Origin of the sequence: Paenibacillus fonticola DSM 21315 (assembly GCF_000381905.1) — a bacterium.
In the GTDB taxonomy this organism is placed as follows: domain Bacteria; phylum Bacillota; class Bacilli; order Paenibacillales; family Paenibacillaceae; genus Fontibacillus; species Fontibacillus fonticola.
Genome location: NZ_KB907254.1, coordinates 1 through 20,563, shown reverse-complemented (window position 1 = coordinate 20,563; position 20,563 = coordinate 1). Strand labels below are relative to the sequence as shown.

The window sequence follows — 20,563 nt, the reverse complement described above, 5'->3', positions numbered from 1 at the left end:
CTGGCGAGACTGAAGGACTGCAGGCCGTTGTATTGAAGGTAGTCCTCTGTGCTTTATTTCTAATTTATGAAGAACCTATACCGTGCCGCATTTTTCGCTGCGAGGGCTTCCGTCCTTTGATTTTCGAATGTATACAATCATCGTAGAAGCTCGCACAAACAACGGGGCTGTCTATAAAGTTAGTTTTTACTGACTTTATAGACAGCCCCTTGATCTTCATGGGGGTTAATTGGGGAGTGGTGGAATTGGTGACCCTCTTTCGCTCAATTTGTTTGCCTTTTTCAAGTCATGAATAGTTGCGGAAGAAGGGAGATACAATAATAACTCCAACTAATAAAACAATAGCGGTGATTAGTAAAATGCCGAATTCCAGTATAAATGGGTATAACATGCATTACATCGATCAGGGCACAGGAACCGCCATCATCTTCATTCACCCTCCGGTGTTGACAAGCTTGAACTTTCAATTTCAGATTCAGCAATTGTCGGAACATTTCCGGGCCATTGCTTTCGATATCAGAGGCCACGGCCAAAGCCAACCGTCCGCGAAAGGAATCACTTATCCTTTGATTGTCGAGGATATCAGGCAATTGATGGATCAGCTGAAGATCGAAAAGGCTTTTATATGCGGATATTCCGCAGGGGGCTCCATTGTGCTTGAGTTTATGTTGACCTATCCGAATCAGACATTAGGCGGCATTGTAATCGGCGGTATGTCGGAAGCGAGTGACCGGAAATTAAGAAACAAAATAGTTCTTGGATCAATCTTGTCCCGAATCGGCGCGGTTAGCACAATAGCTTTCTCTGTTGCCTGGGGACAAGCACGGACAAGGCTATCCCTGCTGCGGCTGTTGTATAACGACGCTAAAAAAGGAAACGCCGAGAACGCCGGGCAGTATTATCAATACAGTTTGAATTACAACTGTACAGCACAATTGGGAAATATCCATCATCCCGTCTTGTTGATTTACGGACAGAAGGATAAGTTGTTTCATCGGCATGCTAAGCTGCTTCACGAGCAATTACCGAACAACGAGTTAGCCTTTATTGAAAACACCAGTCATCAGATTCCGACAAAAGCAGCGAAAGCATTAAACGAGCTCATCCTGCAATTCCTCAACCGCTGGAGCTAATCCTACAAATATGAGAATTCAAAAGCTATGCTGATTTATTCAGGCATCGCTTTTTTTTGGTTATTTTATTTTCTCAGGGTATAAAATTTGATTTCCCCAAGGTTTATCACGCTTCGTTTCAGCAAATGTTATTCTTCATGTATTTCTCATCTAACCTTCATGCTATAGGGCCTAAGTGTGTGATAAGATCTATTACAGAACTTAGACCAAGTCTAAATACAATAGCAATGAAGGGATGATATAGATGAATCATCGGTTGACTACAAACCAGGGCGCTCCGGTAGGAGATAACCAAAATTCGCGGACGGCCGGACAGAACGGACCTGCCTTACTGGAGGACTACCATTTGCTCGAAAAGCTGGCCCATTTTGACCGGGAGCGCATTCCAGAGCGTGTCGTTCATGCCCGCGGGGCAGGAGCCCATGGAGTATTCGTTACGGAGAGCAGTATGGCGCAGCATACGCGGGCTCATTTCCTGCAGCAAGCCGGCAAAGAAACACCGGTGTTCGTTCGCTTCTCGACGGTCATCCACGGACAAGGATCTCCAGAGACGGCGCGTGACCCAAGAGGCTTTGCGGTAAAGTTTTATACAGAGGAAGGCAACTATGATATTGTGGGGAATCATCTGCCTGTATTTTTTATTCGCGATGCAATTAAATTCCCGGATATGGTTCATTCGCTTAAGCCGTCGCCGGCCACCAACATTCAAGATCCGGCCCGGTATTGGGACTTCATGACATTGTCCCCGGAGTCCACGCACATGATGACCTGGCTGTTTTCGGATAACGGGACTCCAGCGAACTATCGCCAAATGGACGGCTTCGGTGTTCATGCCTTCAAATGGATCAATGCTGAGGGAAAAGTGACTTATGTTAAATATACATGGAAGTCGAAGCAAGGTGTGGCCAACTTCACAGCAGATGAAGCAGGTGAAGTTCAGGGAAGGGATTTTAACCATGCAACGCGTGACCTGTATGACCATATTCAGCAAGGACAATACCCGCAATGGGAACTGCATGTCCAATTGATGCCTGTGGAGGATATAAACAAGTGGAGCTTCGATCCGCTTGATCCGACCAAAGTATGGCCAGAGGACAGCTATCCGCTTATGAAGATCGGTACGATGACGCTGAACCGCAATCCGGACAATTTCTTTGCGGAGGTCGAGCAGTCTGCCTTTTCTCCTAGTGTCCTGGTGCCCGGCATCGAGCCTTCGGAAGATAAACTTCTGCAGGGCCGGTTGTTCTCTTACCCGGATACCCAGCGTTACCGTTTAGGGGCAAACTATTTGCAAATTCCGGTCAACTGCCCCTATGCACCGGTCCGCAACTATCAAAGGGACGGTTTAATGAACGTCAATCAAAACCCTTCGCCGATCAATTACGAGCCAAACAGCTTCGATGACAGCCCGAAGGAACAACCGGCTTATCGCGACAGCGTTATGCCGTTATCCGGCCAAGCGGGCCGCGAGCGGATAGCCAAGACGGATGACTTCACGCAGGCTGGTGAACTGTACCGTGCCTATACGCCGGAACAACGGGACCATCTGATTCAGAACCTGGTGAACGACTTGAACCAGACTCCCGAGCAAATCCAGCTCCGGGCGGTATGCAACTTCTTTCGGGCGGACGCGGAGTACGGGATGCGGCTGGCACAGGGGCTTGGTGTTGATATCAGCGGATTTGTGCCCAAAGAGTAATGCTTTCGGATGAATTTCAATAGACAACAGCTAATGATGTAAGAAAAACGACTGTCGATGTATTTTCTAGGCGGGCAGACTGTCATTAGCGGTAGTTATACCAAGGACACGCTGTGTCTATCAAATAGAGATTGCCTCGCGCCATAAACGGTCCGGGGGCAGTCTCTGTTTTTTCTAGGTTCTTGTCGGCTTTATGCCAAAATCCAATGAAATATTGAGAAATGGATACATATACTGGATAATAGATTCATATCCCGTAATTTCTTAAGCTATTTGAGGCACGGTCATATAGTGGTCATGTGCTGAAAGATAGGGAGCAGGGACAAACGGCTAGCATAATCAAATTGGCAGAGAGAGGGTTGGGAGAATGAATGAAGCTGTGCAGCCTCTTATTTCAATCCGGGAATTACGCATGAAATTTGAGGACAAATATGTTTTGAACGGCATTGATCTGGATGTATATCCCGGACAAATTATCGGATACATTGGGCCGAATGGCGCAGGCAAGAGCACGACGGTAAAAATTATGCTTGGTTTAGTGGACGGCTATGATGGGGAAGTGAGTGTCCTTGGCCAAAGCCCCAAAAACGGGGATGTGGAATATAAGCGGAGAATCGGTTATGTTCCGGAAATTGCTGAGCTGTACGATACGCTAACCGCTAGGGAGTATTTAACGTTTATCGGTGAGCTGTACGGGATGAAATCACAAGATGCGGAGACGAAAGCACGGAGATTGCTGGAACAGCTCGGGCTCGGCCACGTTCTGGATACCCGGATCGCCACTTATTCCAAAGGTATGAAGCAAAAGGTGCTGATCACTTCCAGTTTGCTGCATAATCCTGATATTCTGTTTTTGGACGAGCCGCTCAGCGGCCTGGACGCAAACAGTGTGATGGTCATTAAAGAACTGATGTCTATATTAGCTGCCAACGGAAAGACGATATTTTATTCCTCCCACATTATGGAGGTCGTTGAGAAGATCAGCAGCCGGATTATTCTGCTTGACGACGGAAGAATTGTGGCTGACGGCACGTTCGAGGAGTTAAAGGACCGGAGCCAGGAAGGCTCACTGGAGCAAATTTTCAATCAGCTTACCGGCTTTAATGAGCATCGGGCCATCGCGGAACAATTTGTAAATATCGTCCAAGAGGTGTAGCGGATGAGAAATTACAAATCTTTGATCGTTTTGGACCGGTTCCGGGGCTGGTTTGAAAAAGCCGGGGTGGACTACACCGTGATGCGGCACATTTTGCAAGTGAAGCTGATGATGGACGCGCGCAGAGTGCCTTCCTTCCTCAATAAGAGGAAGAAAGCGGGAGCTCAGCAGGAAACGAAGGAAAGCAACAACTTTCTTTCCTCGTTGTGGATTTATGCTATTTTCGGCGCGTTCAGTACTCCGTTTATACTGCTTGGCGACAACTATATTTTTCAAATGAGCCTGCTCTTCGGCATTTTTATGTTCATGACATTAACCGCGCTAATTTCTGACTTTTCCTCCGTTCTGCTCGATATCCGCGACCGGAATATACTCGGCACGAAGCCAATCAGCCGCAAGACGATATCGATGGCGAAGACGATGCATATTTTCATTTATATGGTTTTTTTGACGGGTGCTATTGGTCTTCTGCCGCTCGTGGTTGGTTTGGTGAGGCATGGGGTGTTATTTTTTGTTGTCTTCCTGCTCACTTTAATATTAATGGACCTGCTGGTCGTGGTTTTGACGGCGCTGCTGTATTTGGCGGTATTGAAATTTTTTGACGGTGAAAAACTTAAAGATATGATCAACTATGTACAGATCGGATTAACAGTAGGTATTACATTGGGCTACCAGGTGCTAATCCGCTTGTTTGACATCGTTGAATTCAATGTGACTTTCCAGCCGAAATGGTGGCAGATCTTTATCCCCCCTATTTGGTTCGGTGCGCCGTTTGAGGTGTTCCTGCACGGAAGCCGGGATTCACTTTATATCGTATTTACGCTGTTGGCTTTACTGATACCGATTGCAGCTATTTTGATTTATGTGAAGCTGATGCCGTCACTGGAGAGAAATCTGCAGAAGCTGGCAGATCCGGGGAAGCGAGGCGGCAAAGGGAGAGGAAAGTGGAAGGAACGCATATCTGCCATGCTGCCTGTGGGGCCGCAGGAAAAAGCCTTTTTTCGCTTTACCTGGACAATGATTGGCCATGAGCGGGAATTCAAGCTGAAGGTGTATCCTTCGCTAGGCTTTTCGCTGATCTTCCCGTTTATTTTTCTCTTTACACAAATTAATCAGATGGGCTTTCAGGCGCTGCGGGGCACGAAGCTGTATCTGTTCATTTATTTTTGTGCCCTGCTCGTACCAACGGTTGTGATGATGCTGCGATATTCGGGTAAATATAAGGCGGCCTGGATTTATGAGGCAACTCCGATTGCCGAGCCTTCGGCTTTTCACAGGGGAGCGATTTTGGCGGCATTGCTTCGCCTGGTCCTTCCGGTATATTTGCTGGAGTGCGTTCTGTTTGTGTTCTTGTTCGGCGCGGCCATTATCCCGGATTTAATCGTCTTTGCCCTTAGCATTATGTTCTATACAGTTCTTTCTTTTGCCGGTCTCAGCAAGGTGCTGCCATTTTCGATGCCGTTTGAAGCCGCGCAGCAAAGTGAAGGCATGAAAATGATTCCGTTAATGATGCTGTTGGGCGTGCTGGCCCTGATCCATTTGGGGGCTACATTTATTCCTTACGGCGTTTACATTTATCTCGTCTTGCTGCTCATAATAAATTGGATCACCTGGAGCAAGTTGTTTTCATCAGCAGTCAAGCGGGAGGTTTCAGCATAAATGACGTCAGAAACTAGAACCGCACGGCGGGAAGGTCCGAGAATTCGCCGTGAGAAAGCTACGGTAGCTTGCATGATTTTGATTTACTGTCAGGGAAGACATCCTGAAGCAGAAAAAAGCTATTTTATGGACGACGAGAAGGAAGGCGGCGCCGGAGACTATCGAGTCACCGGGATCAGAGGAAGGCATAAACCGGGGAAGCGGTCCCGCTTATGCAATGAATGCTATGTCCTGTACCGCTATAGCCAGAGGCGCCTCACTTTCTGCCGCTTCGGCGAGGAGAAGACGACCTGTCTGAATTGTCCGGTCCATTGCTACGCGCCGAAGGAGAGAGAGGAGATCAGAGAGGTGATGCGGTATGCCGGGGGACGCATGCTCTTTAGGCATCCCGTGCTCGCTTTTTGCCACGTTCTCGACGGCAGGGCCCGCAGGCGCTTACTGTCCGAAGGATGAAGCGCCCTTAGTCGGGAAACAGCAAACACTAAACAGGGAACACTAAACACTGAACACTAAACAGGAAATAGCCACCCTTTCAGCGAATGCTGGGGGTGGCTGTTTCGTTATATGCAGGTATTTGATTAATGCTTAATCTCAGGCAGGGGCATGAATAAAATGGAAAATGGCAAGTTGCTTCCTGCAGACGGTGTAGTCCAAATTTCTACGGTTTCCTCGGAGTTCCCTGTCCGGTGCAGCACACTGGTCTGTCCGGAAATGTTCTCGCTGCCGCTATGCGTGAAGTTGACGAGGTTGCCGTTAACGAGAGCGGCTCCCAAATAAAGCCCTCCGCGCGGGTTGAAGGTAATGAGCGTGCGTGGAGCTACACGCAGCTTGAGTTTATAAATGACGCCATAGTTGCCGGAGTTTACGCTCGATATTCCCAGCGTAGTGTCGGTTCCTACCTGGAATGGATCGGACGTTTTATCCGTCAGCGACATACGATAGTTTTTGCCGCTGCCGCCAATCGTATCGTAATGCTCAAAGATTCGCGTCGAGTCCGTGAACGTGCCTCTCATCACCGATTGAATGGGATCCAGAATAGGCAGCGTATCAACTACCTCAAGTGGATCCTTGTCTTGCGTCACGAAAACGGAAGTGTACTCAATAGGGGAATCGCTGTAAAGATCGCCCAGGAAAGAAATCGTCTCCTGCGGCTTTAAAGCGAGCTTGTTCACATCAGCCCAGATCACCTTGCTCTCTCCAGGCGCAAGCGTGATGCTTGTCTTTTTACTATTGTTTTGATAGTTTTCGAAGTAACGCGCTACCGACTTCTGTCCGGTAATTTCAGCATAAATATCCGGGCCGGCCATCCCTGAAGTGATCACTTCAAGATTGGCGGCAACCTCATTGTTGTTTTTGGCAATGATGTAGATTTTGGCTCTTTCCGTCGTTTTGTTGACATGGTGAATCATAAAGCGGGTCAGACCGGAAATCGTATCCTTGTACAGAATGCCTTCCGTAGAGACGGGCTCCGGGCCATTATCTTTAAATAGCGTATAAGGTTCTGTTGAATAATTGTAGGATAACAGTTCATAACCTAACGCTTCCCCGCCGTTGATCATGAAATTGCTGCCTACCGGCGTAAAGAGCTTCGAGAACTCGATTTGCGTGTACAGCGTTTCGGTTGTGATATTGATCGTATGCTCCACCATGGAGGAGGCCCCGTGATGGTCTGTGACGATTAATTGAATTGTGACGGGCCCCGGTGTAAAGAAGGCCGGGTAGTTGTTCATCCACTGCCGGTCGGCAATTCCGTCGTCTTCATCGTAGCTTTGATCCGTGATCGTAATCGGTTCCCCCATTTTGTATTGTTCCTTGTCCGTGGTGAACTTGGCTACAGGAGGAACGTTCGGATTGACGACGATGATCGTTTGGATATAGGGATCGCTCCATTCCCCGTTGGCGTCCTGGACGGAATACGATACCGTGTAGGTGCCCGCGGCCTCGAATATCTCCTGGCGTCCTTCCCACTTCTCGTCTACGATTTCCACGCCTCTAGGAGAAGAGGACTTCGTTTGATAGATTACAGTCGTTTCGCCGGCGACGATTTCCTTGTTCAGCACGGTGAAGGAGGCGACAGGTTTGGTGGACAACTGCATTATGACCTTCTTGCCTTCGACTTTATAAGATATATTAAGGGCTTGTGTTATCGACGTAAGCGGGATCATGAATACATTGTTGTCCTGGTAGCTCGCGCCCTTCATGGTCATTGTTTTACCGTTGACACGGTAAGTTTTGCTGTCGGTCTTGAAACGGAGCTCATCTTCCCCGTATTTGATAATCGTTTCTTTGGTTTTCGCGTCGTAGTCGATCTTATAGCCGACCCGGTCTACCAGGGAACGGATACTTACGTAGGATACACCGTCTTTAACAGTCATGGGCTGGGCAGAAGTATAGACTTGACCGTCCTGTTCCATCTGGGTGCTGTTCATATAAAGGATGAGCTGCCCCCCTCCACTGGAAGGCGCAACGGCGTTATCGCTGCTCGTGCCGGTTCCTCCGGCCTCCTCCGTATTGCTCTTAGTCTCCTGCAGGGGCGTTCCGGTATTTTCTTGCCCCTTATTATTGCTGTCTTCTTTTCCCGCCGTCCTGGCTTCATCTGATACATTCGTTGTCCCGGAGTTGCCCGGATCTGCGGTCGAGTCTTTGGTGCCGCCGCTGTCTGTTGCGGTCTGAGAACTGCCTGAAGCAGCTTGGTTTGTGTCTGTCGTTCCAACCGCGATCGGGTTATTCACAGAAGTATGTACCTGCTGGTTTGGAACTGTCTCCTCCCTCACGATGGAGCCGGATACGGGCTCCTGGGCTAAAGCTGCAGGCACAGCCAGCACGGCCTGGGAAACAAGCAGTGCGGCTGCTAAAGAAATACTTTTAAGTTTCATCTTGATAGAATAACTCCTTCTATTAAATATTTGGTTATAACTCTAGTAATAGAACATAGCACAGGACAGAAAGAAGCGTTTCCGCCTAGGCAAGTGGAAGATTGCTTGAAATTCCTTTCCGTATCTCATGTTTAGACGCTGCATAGTAGTGAAAAGTTACGGTCAAAGGAAAAAGTTGCAGCTTGATCCAGACTGGTCCATGCCCATTCACAATATCTCCACAAATGCAAATGACTCAAAAAAACCTTGTCGTAACGCGGACTTTCGGCGCTGTTAACACAATAGACACAGGGTTATGTGATTCTTGTCACAAAACGATTACTTTTTAAACGTTTGTTTTCATAATTCCGTGATAGAATTCACAATAGTTAAACCAAAGATGAAAGAAGGGTGTATTTATGGATCCGGTAATGCTTGCACGTATCCAATTTGCGGCAACAACAATCTTTCACTTCTTCTTTGTGCCGCTGTCCATTGGTCTGGTGTTACTCATCGCGATCATGGAAACGATGTATGTGGCTAAGGGGAAAGAAATTTATAAGCGCATGGCCAAGTTTTGGGGGAAGCTATTCCTTATTAACTTCGCCGTAGGAGTCGTAACCGGGATTTTGCAGGAGTTCCAGTTTGGCATGAACTGGTCCGACTACTCGCGCTTTGTAGGCGACGTTTTCGGGGCACCGCTGGCGGTCGAAGCGCTGTTCGCTTTTTTCATGGAATCGACCTTTATCGGACTATGGATTTTCGGATGGGATCGCCTGTCCAAAAGAGTGCATTTACTCAGCATTTGGCTCGTGTCCATCGGTACGATTGCTTCAGCCTTCTGGATTTTAGCGGCAAACTCGTTTATGCAGCGTCCTGTCGGCTTCGAGATCAATAACGGCCGGGCGGAAATGAATGACTTCTTCGCGCTGATCAGCAATGGCCAGCTGTGGGTGGAATTCCCGCATACGGTGCTAGGAGCATTTGCAACCGGAGCATTCGTCATTACGGGGATCAGTGCTTACAAGCTGATGAAACGCCAAGACGTGGAGTTCTTCAAAAAGTCGTTTACTATCGCAGTGATAATCGGCTTGATCTCCTCGTTTGGTACGGCTCTTTACGGTCACCAGCAGGCGCAGTATTTGGTAAAAACCCAGCCGATGAAGATGGCTGCTGCTGAAGGCCTATGGGGGGAGAGCGGCGACCCGGCGCCTTGGACGGTGTATGCACACATCGATCCGAAGACCGGAGAGAACTCGTTTGAGATTAAAATTCCCTATTTGCTCAGCTTCTTGTCCTATAGTCAGTTCTCCGGTGAAGTGAAAGGGATGAACGAGCTGCAGGCTGAATATGAGCAGACCTACGGATCTGGAGATTATATTCCCCCGGTTCGAACGACCTTCTGGAGCTTCCGGATCATGGTAGCTGCTGGATCACTGATGATCGTACTCGGGATGTACGGCGCGTATCTGGCCTGGCGTAAAAAGCTGGATCGTCCGAATACATGGTACTATCGCATTATGCTGTGGGCGATTTCCCTGCCGTTCATTGCGAATACCGCAGGTTGGATTATGACGGAAATCGGCCGGCAGCCGTGGACGGTGTTCGGATACATGCGGACGGAGGACAGCATATCGCCAAGCGTCACCTCCGGCCAGATCCTATTCTCGCTGATCGCGTTTACGGCGATTTATGCAGTACTGGCAGTAGTTATGGTTTATTTATTCGTCAAAGCTATTAAGAAAGGCCCTTATGCCGACAATGTGAATGATGATGAGCAGTCGGCAGATCCATATGGTAAGGAGGGATACCATGCTATCTCTTAATGAGCTCTGGTTTATCCTCGTTGCAGTTTTATTTATCGGCTTCTTCTTCCTTGAAGGCTTTGACTTCGGGGTAGGGATGAGTACTCGCTTTCTAGCTAAAAATGATATGGAGAGAAGGGTGCTGATCAATTCGATCGGTCCCTTCTGGGATGCGAACGAAGTCTGGCTGCTGACGGCAGGCGGCGCGATGTTCGCGGCATTCCCAAACTGGTATGCCACGCTGTTCAGCGGCTACTATACACCGCTTGTCGTACTGCTGCTGGCCTTGATCGGACGCGGGGTGGCGTTTGAATTCCGGGGTAAAGTAGAGAACACGCGCTGGAAGAACACCTGGGATTTGGCGATTTTCCTGGGCAGCCTGCTGCCTCCGTTTCTGCTCGGCGTCGTCTTCTCCGGCTTGCTTAAAGGGCTGCCGATCGACGGCGACATGGAGATGAAAGCTGGATTGTTCGACATGGTCAACCTGTACACCCTTGTCGGCGGGATTACCGTTGTCGTACTCTGCCTCGTTCACGGTTTGCTGTTCACGACCTTGCGGACGACGGGCAGCTTGCAGGAACGGGCTCGCAAGCTGGCGCATAAGCTGCTCATTCCGCTAGCGGCATTGTTCGTTATTTTCGGCGTAATGACGTTCTTCCAGACGGATGTATTCGAGGTTCGTGCCTTGCCGCTGACGCTGATCGCGGTGGTTGGCCTGGGGGCTTTCCTGTCAGCCGGACGGTTCATCAGCAAGAAGAGAGACGGTTGGGCCTTTGGAATGACGGGTACGTTGATCGCCCTTTCCATCGCTTCCGTATTTATCGGATTGTTCCCGCGCGTCATGGTCAGCTCGATCAGCGAAGCTTACTCGCTGACGATTCATAATGCGGCGTCTGGTCCATATTCATTAAAGATCATGACGATTGTTGCCCTGACTTTGCTGCCATTCGTTCTTGGCTACCAAATTTGGAGTTACTTCGTCTTTCATAAACGCCTTAACGAGAAGGAGCATTTAGAGTACTAATGGGACGCGATTTGATGAAGTTTAAGGGGATTAAGCCGGTTCTTGCCGGAATCGGCGTATTGACCCTCATACAGAGCATCGCTATCATATTGCAGGCCAAATGGCTGGCGGAGGTTATCTCCGCCCTGTTTGCCGGCGCTAAGCTGCAGGAGCAATTCGGCGGGGCCGTTTTGTTCCTGCTTGCTTTTATCGTCAGGCAAATTTCCGCGCTGCTGCAGCAAAGGATAGCGTTCCGTTTCGCTGAGCGGACGGGAAAAGAACTGCGCAAACAGGTAATGGAAAGGTTGTTCGAACTAGGCCCCCGCTTTGCCAAAAAGGAGGGAACCGGCAACCTGGTTACGCTCGTGCTGGACGGCGTGACGAAGTTCCGCAATTATCTCGAGCTGTTCCTGCCCCGCATGCTGGCCACCGGAATGACGCCTGTTTTTATTTTGCTGTACGTATTTACGCTGGATGTGACGGCAGCGATTATTCTCATCGTCACGATGCCGATTCTGATTGTGTTTATGATTTTAGTCGGTTTGGCCGCGAGCAAGCAAATGGATCGCCAGTGGAAGTCGTATCGTACCTTGTCCAATCATTTTGTGGATTCGCTGCGCGGACTGGAAACATTGAAATTTCTCGGGCAAAGCAAAAGGCACAGCCAGTCGATCGAGAAAGTGAGCAATTCTTACCGCTCCGCGACGATGCGGACACTGCGCGTAGCGTTTCTGTCTTCATTCGCCCTTGATTTCTTCACGATGCTGTCGGTCGCCTCAGTTGCGGTTAGTCTCGGCTTGCGCCTCATCGATGGAAATATGACTCTGCTTACCGGTTTGACAGTGTTAATCCTGGCGCCGGAGTATTTCCTGCCCGTCCGGATGGTCGGGGCGGATTATCATGCCACCCTGGACGGCAAAGAAGCCGGTGAAGCGATGAATGCGATCATTGCCGAAGGGGAGGCGGAGAAGGCTGCCGCGGCGCAGCTGCCTGAAGGAGCTTCGCTGGAATGGCGGCCCGGCAGCGGGATGAAGCTGTCTTCGCTGACGGTGCGTCATAAGGAGGAAGGCGAGCCTTCGCTGGACCAGGTGAGCCTTGAGCTGAACGGCATGGGTAAAATCGGCATCATCGGCGAGAGTGGTGCCGGCAAATCGACGCTGATCGATGTGCTGGGGGGCTTCCTGCGCCCGACGGAGGGCGAGATTGAGCTGAACGGCGTGGAGCTTGGAAATTTGGCAGGCGTGGATTGGCGGAAGCAGATTACGTATATTCCGCAAAATCCATATATATTCAGTGGAACGCTTGCAGAAAATATCGCCTTCTATGCTCCGGGCGCTTCCCGCGCCGCGATTGAGCAGGCGGCCGCAGCCGCCGGGCTTGGTGCTTTAGCGGCTTCGCTGCCCGCCGGATTCGATGAGCCCATCGGCGGGGGCGGGCGCGCCTTAAGCGGCGGCCAGGAGCAGCGCGTGGCGCTGGCCCGCGCTTTGCTCAGCGAGCGGCCGGTGCTGCTGCTCGACGAGCCGACGGCGCATTTGGACATCGAGACGGAATATGAATTGAAGGCGACGATGCTGCCTTTATTCGAGGGCAAGCTCGTCCTGCTGGCAACCCACCGCCTGCACTGGATGCGGGACATGGACCGGATTATCGTTATGGAGCAGGGGCGGATCGTCGAGACGGGCACGCACGATGAACTAGTTGCGAGAAGAGGAGCGTACTATCATCTGTTAATATCGCAGCGGGAGGGGATAGCGTGAGTGGAAATAGTGCGAGCCGGGATCGTGCTGGGTCGGGAACTTTTCTCGGCAGTGCCGGTGCCGTTCACGAAGATAAGCTGAAGCGGGATCAAGGTCAGGAGCAGGGTCAGGGTCAGGAACAGTGGATTACTCCTTATTTCCGTACCTACAGCGGCCGCTTCGCCTTGTATTTGATCCTTGGCACACTGACGATTTTGGCAGCCAGCATGCTCATGTTCACCTCCGGCTTCCTCATCTCCAAATCGTCATTGCAGCCGGACAACATTCTGCTCGTTTATGTGCCGATCGTCGGGATTCGGGCATTTGGCATCGGCCGGGCCGTCATTCATTATGTAGAGCGGCTGGTCGGGCATGATGCCGTGCTGCGAATTTTATCCAAAATGCGGGTGCGTTTATATAAAATATTGGAGCCGCAAGCATTGTTCATTAGGTCCCGCTACCGGACGGGAGATATTTTAGGCGTCTTGGCGGATGATATTGAGCAGCTGCAAAATGTGTACATCCGCACCGTATTTCCGAGTCTTGCCGCTTTACTCGTATACGGTACCGTCATTATTGCCTTGGGCCGGTTCGATTGGCTGTTTGCCCTGCTGATAGCGGGGTATATTTTCATCCTTGTTGCCGTGCTGCCGTATATTTCGCTTTTGCTGACTAAACGTACAAATGCGGAGGTGAAGCGGGAGCGGAACGGACTGTATCAGAAGCTGACGGACGCGGTGATGGGCATTGGCGACTGGGTAATCAGCGGAAGGCCAGCGGAGTTTTTGGAATCTTATGAGCAGGATGAGGATGCCGTAGCCCGCAAAGAACGAAAATTGCGCACCTGGGCGAGATGGAGAAGCTTGGCTGGCCAGCTAGTTGTGGGGATCGTGGTTGTATCCATGATTTATTGGTCAGGCTCTCAAGCCGCAGGCGGACATATCGATCCCACGCTGATCGCGGCCTTCGTGCTCGTTGTGTTCCCGCTTGCGGATGCTTTCCTGCCGCTCTCGGATGCGGTGGAGCGCATCCCGCAGTATCAGGAATCTTTGCGCCGGCTGGATCGGATTTCAGAGCCGGTATTGGAGCGATCTGCCCTGCAGACTTCACGTGGAAGTGAAACGAAGAGCAGGGGTAGCCAAACGGCCGCTTCGGCATTGCGACAGTTGAACGCAGAGGCTGTCGCAGCTGCTGTGCTCGATGTCTCCCGTACCCGTGAAGTTCATCTACAGCTTCACGGCGTCTCTTTTGCATACGAAGGGGGGCGGGATGAACGGGAGCGCGGTGAAGAGCGTCAGGCTGCGTATACTGTTCGCAATGTTTCGCTCGATCTTCCCCAGGGCAAGCGCGTGATGGTGATCGGCCGGAGCGGGGCGGGCAAGTCTACTCTGCTGAAGCTCATTCAGGGGGCTATCGCGCCAACGGAAGGCGACGTCAGCATTAACGGCGTGCCAGCGTCGCATTTCGGGGATGACATCTCTAAGGTCATCTCGGTGTTGAACCAAAGCCCGCATCTGTTCGATACGACGGTAGCGAACAATATCCGGCTCGGGCGTCCCGCTGCTTCGGAGGAAGAGCTGGACCTGGCGGTGCAGCAGGCGCAGCTTGACGCGCTGATCGCCACGCTGCCGGCGGGCCTGGATACGCCGATGCGCGAGACCGGGCAGCGCTTCTCCGGCGGAGAGCGGCAGCGTGTGGCTCTGGCGCGCATCCTGCTCCAGGATGCGCCGGTGCTCGTCCTTGACGAGCCGACAGTGGGGCTGGACCCTCGTACCGAGCGCCAGCTGCTGTCGACGATTTTCAAGTCGACAACAGGCAAGTCGCTCGTATGGGTCACGCACCATTTGGTCGGCGCGGAGATGATGGACGAGATCGTCTTCATGGAGCACGGGGCTATCCTAATGCGCGGCACGCATGAGCAATTGCTGGAGCGGGAGCCGAGGTACCGCAGCTTGTATGCCCTGGATCGCCCGGGAGATGGAATCTGATCGCAGGAACTCTGTCCAGCAACGCCGGAAATTGCTGTTCCCTGAAGCAAGTGGAATCAGGTTAAACTTGAACAAGCGAGGTTGCCCTAACATGAGGACATGAGAGGCAGCCTTGTTTGATTGGCGTCGGATTGAAGTGGCAAATAAGCGGGCTTTGCTTATATAATGGGGCTATCTGCTTCATTGCAATCGGAGGTGAGCCGGGAAATGGAATTGAGACAAATTTTGTATTTCATTGAAGTGGCCAAGCTGGAGCATGTGACGGAGGCTTCTTATGTTTTGCACGTATCGCAATCAGCGGTCAGCAGACAGATCTTCAAGCTGGAGTCGGAGCTTGGAGTTGATTTGTTCATACATGAAGGGCGAAGAGTGAAGCTGACGCCGATCGGCAGGCTTTTTTTATCCCATATGGAGCAGTTGGTCAAGGTGCTGGACAATGCCCGGCAGGAAATAAGTGAATTTCTGGACCCGGAGCGGGGGACGGTGCGCATCGGCTTTCCAAGCAGTCTGGCGGCCCAGCTCATTCCGGGTGTCGTATCGGCATTTCGGGAGCTTTATCCGTCCGTACATTTTCAACTGCAGCACGGCTCATACCGCGAGCTGATCGATTCGGTAGTCAAAGGTGATATGAATTTGGCAATCATGGGCCCTGTTCCGAAAAATGAGTCGCAAATTAAAGTGGAAGTGCTGTTCCGCGAAAAATTTAAGGCGTTGCTTCCTTCCAAGCATAAATTAGCCCTCCAGCCCTCGGTTAAGCTAAGCGATCTAAAGGATGATCTGTTCGTATTGTTTCCCGAAGGCTTCATCCTCCGTGAAATTGTCGTCAGTGCTTGCAGCGATCTGGGCTTCAAGCCGAAAGTAATGTTCGAGGGGGACGATCTGGACGCCATTAAAGGCCTCGTTTCGTCCGGACTGGGTTTGACTGTGCTTCCGGAAATTGCGCTTGGCGACTACTTGCCGAATTCGATTACAGCCTTGCCGATTACGGAACCGCTAGTTACCCGTGACGTCGGAGTCATTATACCGGTTAACCGCGACCTTCCGCCGACGGAGAAGCTATTTTATGATTTCCTGAAAGAATTTGCACCGGGCTACTGGGGATAGCCATGCTGCGGGGGATAGGCGGCAGGAGAGCTGCGAACTTACAGAGCTACTAAGTTGCAGGCGAGGGCGAGGTCTGTAGGGATCGCAAGGTCTAAGGGGATAGCCATGTTGCGGGTGACAGCCACAAGTCTTCAGGGACACCCCAAAAAAAAACAAGCTCCGGCGGATAATTCCGCCGGGGCTTGCCGCTGAATCAGCAATAGTTACTATATTAAACGACGCCATGGATGATCATCGTATCGGCAACTTTGAGGAAGCCGGCAATGTTCGCGCCAACCAGGAGATTGCCGGGATGTCCGTATTCCTCGGCTGCATTGACGCTATTTCTGTAAATGCCCTTCATAATATCTTTCAGCTTCTTGTCTACCTTCTCAAATGACCAGGCGAGTCTGGCGCTGTTCTGCGCCATTTCCAGCGCGGATACGGCAACTCCGCCCGCATTGGCCGCTTTGGCTGGCCCAAAGTATACGCCATTGCTCAGATAAACTTCGATAGCTTCCAGCGTAGATGGCATATTCGCGCCTTCAGCCACATATTTAACGCCGTTGGCTACGAGCAGTTTAGCTGACTCTTCATTGATTTCGTTCTGCGTCGCGCAAGGCAGGGCGATATCGCAAGGAATGCTCCAAATGTTCTTGCAGCCTTCTACATAAAGCGCAGTCGGATGTTCGTTTACATATTCTTTGATCCGTTTTCTTTCCACTTCTTTAATTCGTTTCACGGTCGCCAGATCGATGCCGTTCTCATCATAAATGTAGCCGTTGGAATCGCTGCAGGCGACAACCTTGGCGCCGAACTCCTGAGCTTTCTCAATGGCGTAGGTGGAGACGTTCCCGGAGCCGGATACGACAACCGTTTTGCCTTCCAGGCGCTCGCCTTTGGTTTTCAGCATTTCACGGGTGAAGTATACGAGCCCGTATCCCGTCGCTTCGGTTCTGCCGAGACTACCGCCGTACAGCAGGCCTTTCCCCGTTAATACTCCGGCTTCATTGCCGCCGACCAGACGTTTATATTGTCCGAACATATAGCCGATTTCTCTGGCGCCCACACCGATATCCCCCGCCGGTACGTCCGTGTCAGGACCGACATATCTGGACAGTTCCGTCATGAAGCTTTGCGTAAAACGCATGATTTCATTGTCGGACTTGCCTTTGGGATCAAAGTCGGAGCCGCCTTTACCGCCGCCGATCGGTTGGCCGGTAAGCGAGTTTTTGAAAATTTGCTCGAAGCCGAGGAATTTAATGATGCTAGCATTAACGGAGGGATGGAAGCGAATTCCGCCTTTATAAGGCCCGATTGCACTGTTGAATTGAACACGGAAACCGCGGTTGACCTGCACTTTCCCGTTATCATCAACCCACGGAACGCGGAAAGTGATCAGCCGCTCAGGCTCAACCATTCTTTCGAGGATCGCATTGTCCTGGTATTTTGAATGCTTGGCGAATACGGGCACGAGCGAATCCAAAATTTCTTTCACGGCCTGATGAAACTCAGTTTCTCCCGGATTCCGTTCCTTGACCGTCTCGTACACTTCATTTACATATTGCCTAGCTGTTTCTAAGTTGCTGCTTGAATGCTGCGCGATAGCCATGGCTACTCCACCTTTCACATTTGAATGAAGATTTGTTCTCATTTTCACGATTTTCCTGAATCAATTGTAATATGTAACTTCACTCTAAACAAAACATTATTTAGATGAACTTCATGCATAAATGAGATGAACTTCAGGAAATTAATCTGATACTTCATCACTTAATTATATGAAAAATAACATAGTTTTCATAAAAAAGATTGTCAATCTTGTGATTAATACCAGTTGCGGTTACGCTTAGTTTTAAATAAAGCTATTGAATTGGCATTCGCAATCACATTTTCCGGTAGGGAGAGATAAGCTTATGGCCTTAAATATTGGAATTGTCGGCACGGGCTGGTTCAGCAAGGTACATGGTGATATTTTGGCGGAAACCGCTGGAGTACGCGTAGCCGCTACATGCGGAACAAGCATGGAGAAGGCGAATTCGCTTGCTGCCCGCTATCCCGGTGCGAGGGGCTTTGACCGTTTGACAGCTATGCTGGATACGGTGCCCCTGGATGCGGTCTATTTATGCATCCCGCCGATGGCGCATGAAGAGATGGAGACGGAGCTGATTGCCCGGAGCATTCCGTTTCTTGTTGAGAAGCCGCTTGGCGTAGATTTGGAGAGGCCGATGCAAATTTTGGAGCAGCTGCGTCATAAGCCGGTCATCACATCGGTAGGCTATCATTTTCGCTATAAACAGTCGGTTGCGCAGCTCAAGCAGTTGCTGCAGGGGCGGACAATTGGCATGGCTATGGGGGCATGGATGGGCAGTATGCCGGGAGTTGGCTGGTGGCGAAAGCAGGAAGGGTCGGGTGGTCAATTTATTGAGCAGACGACACATTTAGTAGATTTGCTCCGCTATACGGCCGGTGAGGTAGAGGAAGTCTATGCCGCATACGGAAGCAGGATTGTTCATGAGCAGCATGATGGCGTTACGGTTTCTGATGTCGGTACGGTTACGCTGAAGCTCTCCAGCGGTGCGGTGGCTAACATTTCAAATACCTGCGTACTGCCGGGCGGAGTAGCACAAGTTGGGCTGAGTCTTTACACAGAGCGAGGCATTTTAGCTTGGAACCCTGATCTGCTGGAATCCCGGGAGGATGGTGTAACAACGGCCTATAGCGGGAATGATAACCCGTATATAGCTGAAACGGCTGCGTTCTTGCATGCGCTCCGCACTGGCGATACGTCGCAAATCCGCTCCGATTACGCCGATGCGGTACGGACGCAGGCCGTCACGTGTGCCGCTCTGGCCTCATCCATTACAGGCCAACCGGTGCGTGTCGATTACGTAGGCATTAATTGAGGCGGTGAAACAGGGGGGGACAGCGGGAAACAGCGGGAAACAGCAGGGCAAGTGGCTTCTTCGGCTCAGTTCATTAACTGTTTTAAAAGTATATGGCTGGACTCATAAAATAAGCACATCTCCCTGTCTACTCGTCCAATCTAAATCTATCGCACTTTCATAGGATGCAATATATCTTAGAAAGGAGTTGATAGAAAAATGGCGTTTATTCAACACGTTACGAATGTTCCCACTCCCATCACGAATGGAGCTGCGATTAATGTTCCGCAAACTCCAGCTGGCCAAGGTATTGCTTTAGTAGAGGTGTCTATCCCGGCTAATACTCCGGTGAACACCGTAGAACTGACCGCTACGGTAGGACTGCAGGGCTTGACGGGGGTTCCCCGTATATTGTTCCGTATTTTCCGGGATGGTCATGAAATCTATTATGCTGCTCAGGGGGTTGAAGCGAATTTCGAGTCTCTTAATCTTACAACATTGACGGCGGTAGATACGAATGTAGCTTCTGGCGTGCATGCTTACATTTTGTCGGTAGAACAGATCAATACGGCCACCAACACGGCTAGAGTCATCGGGCCTATCGTGTTTAGCGCGCTTGTAACAGCACCTTAGTTTGGCTGGTAATCTACCAGCTAGGTTGAGAGAATAGGTTGAGAGCCTCTTGCTCTCAGCCTATTTTTGATATTTTAGGCTTTAGCCAGTTGAGTGCGTAAAACGCGCGAAACTAAAAACGACCCGCTATGCGGGTGCGGGTGGAGGGTTCGTTAATGATTTTTGAGAAGCATGCGCAGTTAAAGTATAAATATGGGCATCGAAAATTCTGGGCAGAAGGATATGATGTAAGTACAGTAGGCCTAAATGAAGCAACTGTAGCGAAATACATTGGTGAACGAGAAGCACATGATCAAGCCATAGATAAGCTGAGTGTAAAAGAGTAGGAAGATCCGTTCAGCAGCAACAAGAGCAAGAAAGAAATAAACCCATTTAACTTGTAAGTGAAAGTGACAAATAACACTGAACCTGAACAGATTTGTGGTCAGGCTAGCGTCTTTAGGCACAGTTTGGCAACAGGGGATTATCCCCCACAAGAGCCCTCCCCACTCTTTGGACGGGTGGTCATGATTTAATTACCCGAAAATGAAAATTACAGGGAAAGCCCCAGGCCTGAAAATAACGCCTATATTGTCCTTCCCCTGCAGAACATTTACAGATTTCTGCATCCTATACTAAGTATTTACGAATGGCCACGCAGTCACGCTGGAAAACCACGTCGTTAACTTCGGTTTTGGAGGATGTAATTCCTTGCAAAGATTGGATTTAGATATTACCGACTGTTGTTTAATTCTAGCTATGATGAACGTAAACAGACAGCCCTCCACATTGCTACATCTCGTAGGTTAAAATGGAAAGTGGAAAGACCAACCATTTCAGAGCTACATAGCAAAGGAGAGCTGATACTATGCAGTCTATCACAAAATTCGTCGGTTTAGATGTATCCAAAGAAAAAATTTCGGTGGCCATTGCGGATTCAACCGGGGAA

14 protein-coding genes and 1 pseudogene are annotated in these 20,563 nt (G+C 50.3%); 13 read left to right on the top strand and 2 right to left on the bottom strand.

Annotated elements, in window-relative coordinates; genetic code table 11:
• The first annotated feature begins 359 nt into the window (after positions 1 to 359).
• The 5 genes from G358_RS0111440 to G358_RS0111420 all read left to right on the top strand — a co-directional run bounded on the left by G358_RS0111440 (position 360) and on the right by G358_RS0111420 (position 6,100).
• Positions 360 to 1,133, top strand: a complete 774-nt coding sequence (locus G358_RS0111440) for an alpha/beta fold hydrolase (RefSeq protein ID WP_019637359.1) — start codon at positions 360 to 362, stop codon at positions 1,131 to 1,133.
• Between the two features lie 244 nt (positions 1,134 to 1,377).
• Positions 1,378 to 2,832, top strand: a complete 1,455-nt coding sequence (locus tag G358_RS0111435) for a catalase (protein WP_019637358.1) — start codon at positions 1,378 to 1,380, stop codon at positions 2,830 to 2,832.
• A 367-nt stretch (positions 2,833 to 3,199) separates the two neighbouring features.
• Positions 3,200 to 3,988, top strand: a complete 789-nt coding sequence (locus G358_RS0111430) for an ABC transporter ATP-binding protein (RefSeq protein WP_019637357.1) — start codon at positions 3,200 to 3,202, stop codon at positions 3,986 to 3,988.
• A gap of 3 nt (positions 3,989 to 3,991) precedes the next feature.
• Positions 3,992 to 5,647 (top strand): hypothetical protein, encoded by a 1,656-nt coding sequence (locus tag G358_RS0111425; protein WP_019637356.1) that lies wholly within the window; start codon positions 3,992 to 3,994, stop codon positions 5,645 to 5,647.
• Entirely contained in the window at positions 5,648 to 6,100 is a 453-nt protein-coding gene (locus tag G358_RS0111420) for a nitrous oxide-stimulated promoter family protein (RefSeq protein ID WP_019637355.1), read from the top strand.
• Positions 6,101 to 6,225: 125 nt separating this feature from the next.
• Here the strand turns inward: G358_RS0111420 and G358_RS0111415 are convergent, their stop codons facing one another.
• The gene (locus G358_RS0111415) at positions 6,226 to 8,523 is read right to left on the bottom strand and encodes a copper amine oxidase N-terminal domain-containing protein (RefSeq protein WP_019637354.1); all 2,298 of its coding nucleotides are present in this window, start codon (positions 8,521 to 8,523) and stop codon (positions 6,226 to 6,228) included.
• Between the two features lie 398 nt (positions 8,524 to 8,921).
• Between G358_RS0111415 and G358_RS0111410 the strand changes: the two genes are divergently transcribed.
• From G358_RS0111410 to gltC, 5 genes are all read left to right on the top strand, one after another.
• Positions 8,922 to 10,328: a cytochrome ubiquinol oxidase subunit I gene (locus G358_RS0111410; protein WP_019637353.1), complete on the top strand. Its 1,407-nt coding sequence runs from the start codon at positions 8,922 to 8,924 to the stop codon at positions 10,326 to 10,328.
• Entirely contained in the window at positions 10,315 to 11,331 is a 1,017-nt protein-coding gene (cydB, locus tag G358_RS0111405) for a cytochrome d ubiquinol oxidase subunit II (RefSeq protein WP_019637352.1), read from the top strand. Before G358_RS0111410 ends, cydB begins: the two co-directional genes overlap by 14 nt.
• Positions 11,331 to 13,067 carry a thiol reductant ABC exporter subunit CydD gene (gene cydD / locus G358_RS0111400; RefSeq protein ID WP_019637351.1) on the top strand — a complete coding sequence of 579 codons (1,737 nt, stop codon included), beginning with the start codon at positions 11,331 to 11,333 and terminating at the stop codon, positions 13,065 to 13,067. Before cydB ends, cydD begins: the two co-directional genes overlap by 1 nt.
• On the top strand, positions 13,064 to 15,034 hold the full coding sequence (cydC, locus tag G358_RS0111395; protein ID WP_019637350.1) for a thiol reductant ABC exporter subunit CydC: 1,971 nt from the start codon (positions 13,064 to 13,066) through the stop codon (positions 15,032 to 15,034). The genes cydD and cydC overlap by 4 nt, the downstream gene beginning before the upstream one ends.
• A gap of 207 nt (positions 15,035 to 15,241) precedes the next feature.
• Positions 15,242 to 16,138, top strand: a complete 897-nt coding sequence (gltC, locus tag G358_RS0111390) for a glutamate biosynthesis transcriptional regulator GltC (RefSeq protein ID WP_019637349.1) — start codon at positions 15,242 to 15,244, stop codon at positions 16,136 to 16,138.
• 211 nt (positions 16,139 to 16,349) lie between these two features.
• Here the strand turns inward: gltC and gdhA are convergent, their stop codons facing one another.
• Positions 16,350 to 17,729, bottom strand: a complete 1,380-nt coding sequence (gdhA, locus tag G358_RS0111385; protein WP_019637348.1) for an NADP-specific glutamate dehydrogenase — start codon at positions 17,727 to 17,729, stop codon at positions 16,350 to 16,352.
• Between the two features lie 304 nt (positions 17,730 to 18,033).
• On the opposite strand from gdhA, the gene G358_RS0111380 reads away from it, so the two are divergent.
• The 3 genes and pseudogenes from G358_RS0111380 to G358_RS29995 all read left to right on the top strand — a co-directional run.
• Positions 18,034 to 19,023, top strand: coding sequence for a Gfo/Idh/MocA family protein (locus G358_RS0111380; protein ID WP_019637347.1), 990 nt, complete (start codon positions 18,034 to 18,036; stop codon positions 19,021 to 19,023).
• A gap of 198 nt (positions 19,024 to 19,221) precedes the next feature.
• Positions 19,222 to 19,635 carry a hypothetical protein gene (locus G358_RS30000; RefSeq protein WP_019637346.1) on the top strand — a complete coding sequence of 138 codons (414 nt, stop codon included), beginning with the start codon at positions 19,222 to 19,224 and terminating at the stop codon, positions 19,633 to 19,635.
• Between the two features lie 143 nt (positions 19,636 to 19,778).
• Positions 19,779 to 19,961: pseudogene (locus G358_RS29995) on the top strand (transposase); the annotation flags it as partial.
• Positions 19,962 to 20,563: the final 602 nt, after the last annotated feature.